Genomic DNA, 8,548 nt, shown 5'->3' with positions numbered 1-8,548 from the left:
ATTCCTTTTGAAGAAATATATTGGCAATACTATTACGCCGACTGGCCGGAAGCGTAGTCTCAGACAGGGAATACCCTTCCCTTGCCTCAATTGTCCTTAAAACAACCCATCATCAAAAACAAAAGGCCGTCTGAAATCGTTTCAGACGGCCTTTAAGCCATAAAAAAACAGGCAGAACATTCTGCCTGTTTTGTGTTCACACCCGACCGTAAAGCAGGCTTTGCTACCTACCCTCAGTCAGCGCAATCGTTATCCGATTAGATACCGCGCAACAATTCGTTCACGCTGGTTTTCGCACGGGTTTGTGCGTCCACGCGTTTAACGATAACCGCGCAGTAGAGGCTGTGGCTGCCGTCTTTGGAAGGCATGCTGCCGGATACGACAACCGAACCAGCCGGTACGCGGCCTTGGTAGATTTCGCCGGTAGTACGGTCAAAGATTTTAGTAGATTGACCGATGAACACGCCCATAGAAATCACGCTGCCTTCTTCGACAATCACGCCTTCGACGATTTCAGAACGCGCGCCGATGAAGCAGTTGTCTTCAATAATGGTCGGGCTGGCTTGCAAGGGTTCGAGTACGCCGCCGATGCCGACGCCGCCGCTCAAGTGCACGTTTTTACCGATTTGTGCGCAAGAGCCGACAGTCGCCCAAGTATCGACCATCGCACCTTCGTCAACGTATGCGCCGATGTTGACATAAGAAGGCATCAACACGACATTTTTCGCCACAAAGCTGCCGCGACGGGCAACTGCACCCGGAACTGCACGGAAACCTGCGCTGCGGAATTCGTCTTCAGACCAATCGGCAAATTTAGTCGGCACTTTGTCGAAGTATTTGTTCACGCCGTCGTTGAGAATTTCATTGTCCTGAATGCGAAAAGACAGCAATACGGCTTTTTTCGCCCATTCGTTGACTTTCCATTCGCCCACACCCAAACGCTCGGCAACGCGCAGTTTGCCGGAGTCGAGTTGATGAATGGTTTCCAAAACCGCTTCACGCACTTCCGGGGTAACGGTATTCGGATTGATTTCGGCACGGTTTTCAAAAGCCGTTTCAATGATGTTTTGCAAAGACATGTTGATTCCTTCAAGAGATCAGGGCCGTCTGAAACCTATTCAGGCCACCCTATTACAAATTTTTAACTCGTTATTTTGCCATGTAAAAGCGATTTCGTCAGCTATTAACATGATGAGCGCCGCGCGTTACACGGCCAGATTTCGGCTAAGCCAAGATTTTCAGACGGCCTGTTCAAGTGAATGGAATGGCGTTTATTTTCCAACTGGTTTCCCAATCACAATATGCAGACTGTCGATTCTACCGACACGCCGTGCCGATAAATCAATCTTCGCCGCCAATCTTTTTGTAGAAGATTTTCAGCCACCACGCCGCATTCGATATTCCGCTTTAACGGTTTCGCATTTAAATCCTTCAAGGCCGTCTGAAAGTCGGCAAAATCCATCAATCGCGAACCGAAACGGCGCATATGTTCCGTATCCTGCTGACAGTCTATCAGCGCAACGCCCAAATCCGCCAAAAACGGGACGGCGCGGGCAAACGCAACCTTGGACGCATCGGGACGCAAAGCAAACATCGACTCGCCATAAAACACGCAGCCGATTTGCACGCCGTAAAACCCGCCAGCCAACTGCATTTCACCTTGTTCATCCGGCAGCCAGCATTCAAACGAATGCGCATGCCCCTGATGGTGCAGCTTCAAATAGGCCGTCTGAAACGCAGGTTCTATCCACGTTCCGTCCTGTTCCGGACGCGGCACATTGGCACAATGGGCAATTACTTTTTCAAAACAGAGGTTGACCGTTACCCGATACGGCTTGCGACGCAAAGTTTTGGCGAGCGATCGGCCGATATGCAGGTTTTCCGGCACAATCACGGCTCGCGGCGCAACCGCATACCAGAAAAACCAACCGTCGCGGCTAAACCACGGAAAAATCCCCTGCCGATACGCCGACAACAGCCGCCCCGTATCCAAATCGCCACTGACGCCGACCAAGCCGTCGCATTCATCTAATGCGTAAGACGGGTCGGGGAAACGATAATCCCGTGGAACAAGAAAAGGAATCTTCATCGTAAAGCCCATAAAGTTTCAGACGGCCTCAGGCTGAAAATGCCCAAGGCCGTCTGAAAAATCAACATACAAACTGATTAACGTTTGGTTTTGGTTTGGCATTCGCCGCATACGCCGTACATATACAGCGCGTGATCGACGATGCGGTAACCGTTTTCTTCAGCGATTTTGTCTTGCAGCGCTTCGATTTCCGGATTGTGGAATTCGGTTACTTCGCCGCATTTCACGCAGACGATGTGGTCGTGGTGATCGCCTTTGTCCAATTCGTAAACCGCTTTGCCGGTTTCAAAGTGGTGGCGTTGCAAAATGCCGGCCTGTTCAAACTGGGTCAACACACGGTAAATCGTCGCCACGCCGATTTCCACGCCCTCTTCCAACAGGATACGGTACACATCTTCCGCACTCAAATGCTCCTCGGCATGAGTCTCGAACAAGTCCAAAATTTTCAAACGTGGACCAGTAACTTTCAAACCGCTGTCTTTCAATTGCGCAATGTTGCTGAATTTTTCCATAATATTCAATATCCCTGTAAGGTAATAACCGTTATAATACGCACTTTCCGCCCGTTTGCCCACTATTGGGCCGTTAAAGGGCGGCAATCTGCCGCCGGTCTTGCAATTGAAAATCGGCGAAAAGAAAAATTAAGAAGATGATTATCGTTTGCTTTTTAAAAATATTCAAGCGATGATAACCATCTTTCCCGAAATGACACAGAAAGGTAAGCCCGTGAATAAAGCCTTATGCCTTGCCATCGCCGCTATTTTAGGTCTGGCCTCATGCAGTGCCGAGCGCGTATCCAACTTTCCATCCTACAAACTCAAAATCATTCAAGGTAACGAGCTCAACCCCCGCGCCGTGGTTTCCCTGCGCCAAGGTATGACCCGCGACCAAGTCCAACTGCTGCTCGGTACGCCACTCCTGCGCGATGCCTTCCATGCCGACCGCTGGGATTACACTTTCAACACCAGCCGCAACGGCATCATCAAAGAGCAAAGCAACCTGACCCTGTACTTTGAAAACGACGTCCTCGCACGCGCCGAAGGCGATGCCATTCAAAAATCCATCGAAGCCGTTCAAGCCGGACAAAACGTCGTTCCGACCACCGAAACCAAGCCGCAATAAGGAAGCCTCATGAGCGCATTGAAAATCGCCATTGCCGGCGTCAACGGCCGCATGGGCCGCGTCTTGGTTGAAGCAGTCAACAACCATCCCGATGCCGTCCTCTCCGGCGCACTCGAACATTCCGGTTCGGAAGTATTGGGTTTGGATGCAGGCTTCGCCTCCGGCCTCAAAACCGGCGTTGCCATTTCAGACGACGTGGATGCCGTACTGGCTCAAAGCGATGTCCTCATCGACTTTACCCGTCCCGAGCCAACCCTGAAACACCTGCAAAAATGCGTGGAAAAAGGCGTCAACATCATCATCGGCACGACCGGTTTTGACGACGCAGGCAAAGCCGCCATCCAAGCCGCAGGCGAGAAAATAGGCGTTGTTTTCGCCGCCAACTTCAGCGTCGGCGTCAATCTGACCTTCCATATCCTCGACACCGTCGCCCGCGTGTTAAACGAAGGCTACGACATCGAAATCATCGAAGGCCACCACCGCCACAAAGTCGATGCCCCAAGCGGCACCGCGTTGCGCATGGGTGAAGTCATTGCCGACGCACTCGGCCGCGACCTCAAAGAATGCGCCGTTTACGGCCGCGAAGGCCATACCGGCCCGCGTGATCCGTCCACCATCGGTTTTGCCACCGTCCGCGCAGGCGACATCGTCGGCGACCACACCGCCCTCTTCGCCACCGACGGCGAGCGCGTGGAAATCACCCACAAAGCCAGCAGTCGCATGACCTTTGCCGCCGGTGCCGTACGCGCCGCAGTTTGGGCAAACGGCAAAAAAGGCCTGTACGATATGCAAGACGTACTGGGTTTGAAAAACCGATAAACCCGCATCATCAGGTTTCATACCTTACAAGGCCGTCTGAAAGCACAACGTCGATTTTCAGACGGCCTTATTAAAAAGAAAGCCCCACCATGTCCTATCAACAAATCACCATCAACGTCAACGATGCCGTCGCCGAACGCCTTGCCGACGCGCTGATGGAACACGGCGCATTGTCCGCCGCCATTGAAGATGCCTACGCCGGTACAGAAAACGAGCAGGCCATTTTCGGCGAGCCGGGCATGCCGACCGAGCAAATCTGGCAACAAAGCAAAGTCATCGCCCTTTTCGGCGAAAGCGACGACGCCGCTTCCATTATCGAAGCCGCCGCGCAGGAATGCGGTTTGAACGATTTGAAATACACCGGCGAAATCCTTGAAGATCAAGACTGGGTACGCCTGACCCAAGCGCAATTCGACCCGATTCAAATTTCCGACCGCCTGTGGATTACCCCGTCTTGGCACGAAGCGCCCAACGGCAACGCCGTCAACCTGCAACTCGACCCGGGCCTTGCCTTCGGCACAGGCAGCCATCCGACCACCCGCCTCTGCCTCAAATGGCTGGACACGCAGCTCAAAGGCGGTGAAAGTGTATTGGACTACGGCTGCGGCTCCGGCATTTTGGCCATTGCCGCCCTCAAACTCGGTGCGGGCTCCGCCATCGGCGTAGATATTGACGAACAAGCCATCCGCGCCAGCAAAGACAATGCCGCGCAAAACAACGTCGACGCGCAGTTCTACCTGCCGGACGGCCTGCCGCAAGGTCAATTTGATGTCGTTGTCGCCAACATTCTGGCCAACCCGCTGCGTATGCTCGGCGAAATGCTTGCCGCGCGTACCAAACAAGGCGGCCGCATTGTCTTGTCCGGCCTTTTGGACGAACAAGTCGAAGAACTCAGCGGCATTTACAGCCAATGGTTCGACATCGAGCCTGCCGAAATCGAAGAAGGCTGGGCGCGATTGAGCGGCGCCAAACGCTAAACCTGTTTTCCGATACAAAGGCCGTCTGAAATTTAATCTTTCAGACGGCCTTTTTGCACTTAAAACGCTGAATATTCCAGCAAAATCAGGTATAATTGCCCATTATTTTGACCTTTCGGAACACATCCGTCGCGCCCGTTTGACATTTCATTGCGCGCACGGAAAATTTCCTTGAAATTCAGCAAGAAAAGACCATGACTGACCAAAAACACGAAGAATACGGCGCCGACAGCATACAAGTGCTGGAAGGCTTGGAAGCGGTACGCAAACGCCCCGGTATGTATATCGGCGACACGCAGGACGGCAGCGGCCTGCACCACATGGTGTTCGAGGTGCTCGACAACGCCATTGATGAAGCGCTCGCCGGATATTGCGACAAAATCACCGTAACCATCCATGCCGACAATTCCGTCAGCGTGGCCGACAACGGCCGCGGTATGCCGACCGGCATCCACCCGAAAGAAGGCCGCTCCGCCGCCGAAGTCATCATGACCGTCTTGCACGCAGGCGGCAAATTCGACAACAACAGCTACAAAATCTCCGGCGGCCTGCACGGCGTGGGCGTATCCGTCGTCAACGCACTGTCCGACTGGGTAACACTGACCATCTACCGCGACGGCAAAGAACACTTCGTCCGCTTCGTACGCGGAGAAACCGAAGAACCGTTGAAGGTTGTCGGCGATTCCGACAAAAAAGGCACGACCGTGCGCTTCCTCGCCAGCGCGGAAACCTTCGGCAATGTCGAATACAGCTTCGACATTCTTGCCAAACGCATCCGCGAGCTTTCCTTCCTGAACAACGGCGTGGACATCGAGCTGACCGACGAACGCGACGGCAAACACGAAAGCTTCGCCCTTTCCGGCGGCGTGGCCGGCTTCGTGCAATACATGAACCGCAAAAAAACACCGTTGCACGAAAAAATCTTCTACGCGTTCGGCGAAAAAGACGGCATGAGCGTCGAATGCGCGATGCAATGGAACGACAGCTACCAAGAAAGCGTGCAATGTTTCACCAACAACATTCCGCAACGCGACGGCGGCACCCATCTGACCGCGCTGCGCCAAGTGATGACCCGCACCATCAACAACTATATCGAAGCCAACGAAGTGGCTAAAAAAGCCAAAGTGGAAACCGCCGGCGACGATATGCGTGAAGGTCTGACCTGCGTTTTATCCGTCAAACTGCCCGATCCGAAATTCTCATCGCAAACCAAAGACAAACTGGTTTCCAGCGAAATCGGCCCCGTCGTCAACGAAGTCATCAACCAAGCCTTGACCGACTTCCTTGAAGAAAACCCGACCGAAGCCAAAATCATCACCAGCAAAATCGTCGATGCCGCGCGCGCGCGCGAAGCCGCCCGCAAAGCCCGCGAAATCACCCGTCGCAAAGGCGTGATGGACGGTTTGGGACTGCCGGGCAAACTCGCCGACTGCCAAGAAAAAGACCCTGCCCTGTCCGAACTCTACCTCGTCGAGGGCGACTCCGCAGGCGGTTCCGCCATGCAGGGCCGCGACCGCAAATTCCAAGCGATTTTGCCGCTCAAAGGTAAAATTTTGAACGTCGAAAAAGCACGTTTTGAAAAAATGCTGGCCAGCCAAGAAGTTGCCACGCTGATTACCGCTCTAGGTGCAGGCATCGGCAAAGAAGAATTCAATGCCGAAAAACTGCGCTACCACCGCATCATCATCATGACCGATGCCGACGTGGACGGCGCGCACATCCGCACCCTGCTCCTAACCTTCTTCTACCGCCAAATGCCCGAGCTGGTCGAGCGCGGCTACATCTACATCGCCCAGCCGCCTTTGTACAAAGCCAAATACGGCAAACAAGAGCGCTATCTCAAAGACGAATTGGAAAAAGACCAATGGCTGCTCGGTTTGGCCTTGGAAAAAGCCAAAATCGTTTCAGACGGCCGCACCATCGAAGGTGAGGAGCTTGCCAATACTGCCAAGCAATTCCTGTTGGCCAAAACCGTCATCGAACAAGAAAGCCGCATCATTGACGAACTCGTCCTGCATGCCATGCTGCACGCTTCGCCGGTCGACCTCAGCACGGCAGAAAGCGCAGACCGCGCCGTTGCCGAATTGAGCGGCCTCTTGGACGAAAAAGAAGTCGCGCTCGAACGCATCGAAGGCCACGAAGGACACCAGTTCATCAAAATCACACGCAAGCTACACGGCAATGTGATGGTGAGCTACCTCGAGCCTAAGTTCCTCAACAGCAAAGCCTACCAAACCCTTACCCAAACCGCCGCCGCACTCAAAGGCATGGTCGTCAAAGGGGCGAAGCTCTACAAAGGCGACAACGAATACGACATCGACAGCTTTGAAGCCGCTTTGGACATCTTGATGAGCGTTGCCCAAAAAGGCATGTCCATCCAACGATACAAAGGCTTGGGCGAAATGAATCCGGAACAACTTTGGGAAACCACGATGGATCCTACCGTCCGCCGCCTCCTGAAAGTCCGCATCGAAGACGCCATCGCCGCCGACGAAGTATTCGTCACCCTGATGGGCGACGAAGTCGAACCGCGCCGCGCCTTCATCGAAAACAACGCCCTGCTGGCACAAAACATCGACGCCTAAGCATGAGAAGATAAAAGGCCGTCTGAAAAACCATTTTCAGACGGCCTTTTTGTTTTGTGCTTTATTTCTTACAACTCAAATTCCAACAACTTCGCGTGTTCGCTTTAATAATTTATTTTAATTCGCGTATTTTAGAGCGTTTCAACTGATTTGGATTCCGGACAATCCCAAATAACCAGTTTGAAACGCTCCAATCCGCTTCAAATTTATTCCGCTTTCCCCAAAATCATCGCATCGCCATAGCTGAAAAAGCGGTACTCCTGTTCCACCGCATGACGGTAAACGCTGCGGATATGCTCCATGCCCGAAAACGCACTGACGAGCATCAGCAAGGTTGATTTGGGCAGGTGGAAGTTGGTAATCAAGCGGTCGGCAACATTGAAGCGGTAGCCCGGCGTAATGAAAATATCGGTATCGCCGCGACCAGCTTTCAGACGGCCTGTCTCGCGTGCGGCAGATTCCAAGGCGCGCATGGAGGTTGTGCCCACAGCCCACACCTTATTGCCACGCGCTTTGGCAGCCTCAACGGCGGCAACAGTCTCGACCGGTACGTCAAACCACTCGCTGTGCATTTTGTGTTCTTCAATTTTATCGACGCGCACGGGTTGGAATGTGCCGGCACCGACGTGCAGGGTTACTTCCGCGGTTTCTACGCCTTTGGCTTTCAGACGGCCCAACAATTCATCGGTAAAGTGTAAGCCTGCCGTCGGCGCGGCCACTGCGCCTTGATACTTGGCGTACACGGTCTGATAGCGGCTGTCGTCTTCATCATCGGCCGCGCGTTCGATATAAGGCGGCAAGGGCAGATGGCCGTTTTGCTCTAAAAGTTCGTAAACGGTTTGCGCGCCTTCAAATTTCAAGCAAAATAATTCCTCCGCACGCTCCATCATGACGGCACGGATATCGCCTTCAAAAATCAATTCTGTACCCGGTTTCGGCGATTTGGACGAGCGGAT

8 protein-coding genes are annotated in these 8,548 nt (G+C 53.3%); 4 read left to right on the top strand and 4 right to left on the bottom strand.

Annotated elements, in window-relative coordinates; all coding sequences use genetic code 11:
• Positions 1-257: 257 nt before the first annotated feature.
• From dapD to fur, 3 genes are all read right to left on the bottom strand, one after another.
• Positions 258-1,079: a 2,3,4,5-tetrahydropyridine-2,6-dicarboxylate N-succinyltransferase gene (gene dapD, locus Q1M25_RS06080; RefSeq protein WP_004520923.1), complete on the bottom strand. Its 822-nt coding sequence runs from the start codon at positions 1,077-1,079 to the stop codon at positions 258-260.
• Positions 1,080-1,294: 215 nt separating this feature from the next.
• Complete coding sequence (gene aat / locus Q1M25_RS06075) at positions 1,295-2,089, bottom strand: leucyl/phenylalanyl-tRNA--protein transferase (protein ID WP_300482936.1); 795 nt, start codon at positions 2,087-2,089, stop codon at positions 1,295-1,297.
• Between the two features lie 77 nt (positions 2,090-2,166).
• The gene (gene fur, locus Q1M25_RS06070) at positions 2,167-2,664 is read right to left on the bottom strand and encodes a ferric iron uptake transcriptional regulator (RefSeq protein WP_003682812.1); all 498 of its coding nucleotides are present in this window, start codon (positions 2,662-2,664) and stop codon (positions 2,167-2,169) included.
• Positions 2,665-2,815: 151 nt separating this feature from the next.
• Between fur and Q1M25_RS06065 the strand changes: the two genes are divergently transcribed.
• The 4 genes from Q1M25_RS06065 to gyrB all read left to right on the top strand — a co-directional run bounded on the left by Q1M25_RS06065 (position 2,816) and on the right by gyrB (position 7,592).
• The gene (locus Q1M25_RS06065) at positions 2,816-3,211 is read left to right on the top strand and encodes an outer membrane protein assembly factor BamE (protein ID WP_003682810.1); all 396 of its coding nucleotides are present in this window, start codon (positions 2,816-2,818) and stop codon (positions 3,209-3,211) included.
• Between the two features lie 9 nt (positions 3,212-3,220).
• Positions 3,221-4,030, top strand: coding sequence for a 4-hydroxy-tetrahydrodipicolinate reductase (gene dapB, locus Q1M25_RS06060; RefSeq protein ID WP_003684215.1), 810 nt, complete (start codon positions 3,221-3,223; stop codon positions 4,028-4,030).
• Positions 4,031-4,119: 89 nt separating this feature from the next.
• Positions 4,120-5,007 (top strand): 50S ribosomal protein L11 methyltransferase, encoded by an 888-nt coding sequence (prmA, locus tag Q1M25_RS06055; RefSeq protein ID WP_300482931.1) that lies wholly within the window; start codon positions 4,120-4,122, stop codon positions 5,005-5,007.
• Between the two features lie 194 nt (positions 5,008-5,201).
• Entirely contained in the window at positions 5,202-7,592 is a 2,391-nt protein-coding gene (gyrB, locus tag Q1M25_RS06050; RefSeq protein ID WP_300482928.1) for a DNA topoisomerase (ATP-hydrolyzing) subunit B, read from the top strand.
• Between the two features lie 206 nt (positions 7,593-7,798).
• Here the strand turns inward: gyrB and queA are convergent.
• A partial coding sequence (gene queA, locus Q1M25_RS06045; protein ID WP_300482926.1) for a tRNA preQ1(34) S-adenosylmethionine ribosyltransferase-isomerase QueA occupies positions 7,799-8,548 on the bottom strand: 750 nt, incomplete at its 5' end.

This window comes from uncultured Neisseria sp. (assembly GCF_951230505.1).
GTDB lineage: Bacteria > Pseudomonadota > Gammaproteobacteria > Burkholderiales > Neisseriaceae > Neisseria.
This window is presented reverse-complemented; position numbering and strand designations above follow the sequence as displayed.

What these genes read in the sequence shown, in the direction of transcription:
- dapD (WP_004520923.1), bottom strand. Translation starts at nt 1,079, where the DNA reads ATGTCTTTGCAAAACATCATTGAAACGGCTTTTGAAAACCGTGCCGAA.
- aat (WP_300482936.1), bottom strand. Translation starts at nt 2,089, where the DNA reads ATGAAGATTCCTTTTCTTGTTCCACGGGATTATCGTTTCCCCGACCCG.
- dapB (WP_003684215.1), top strand. Translation starts at nt 3,221, where the DNA reads ATGAGCGCATTGAAAATCGCCATTGCCGGCGTCAACGGCCGCATGGGC.
- prmA (WP_300482931.1), top strand. Translation starts at nt 4,120, where the DNA reads ATGTCCTATCAACAAATCACCATCAACGTCAACGATGCCGTCGCCGAA.
- gyrB (WP_300482928.1), top strand. Translation starts at nt 5,202, where the DNA reads ATGACTGACCAAAAACACGAAGAATACGGCGCCGACAGCATACAAGTG.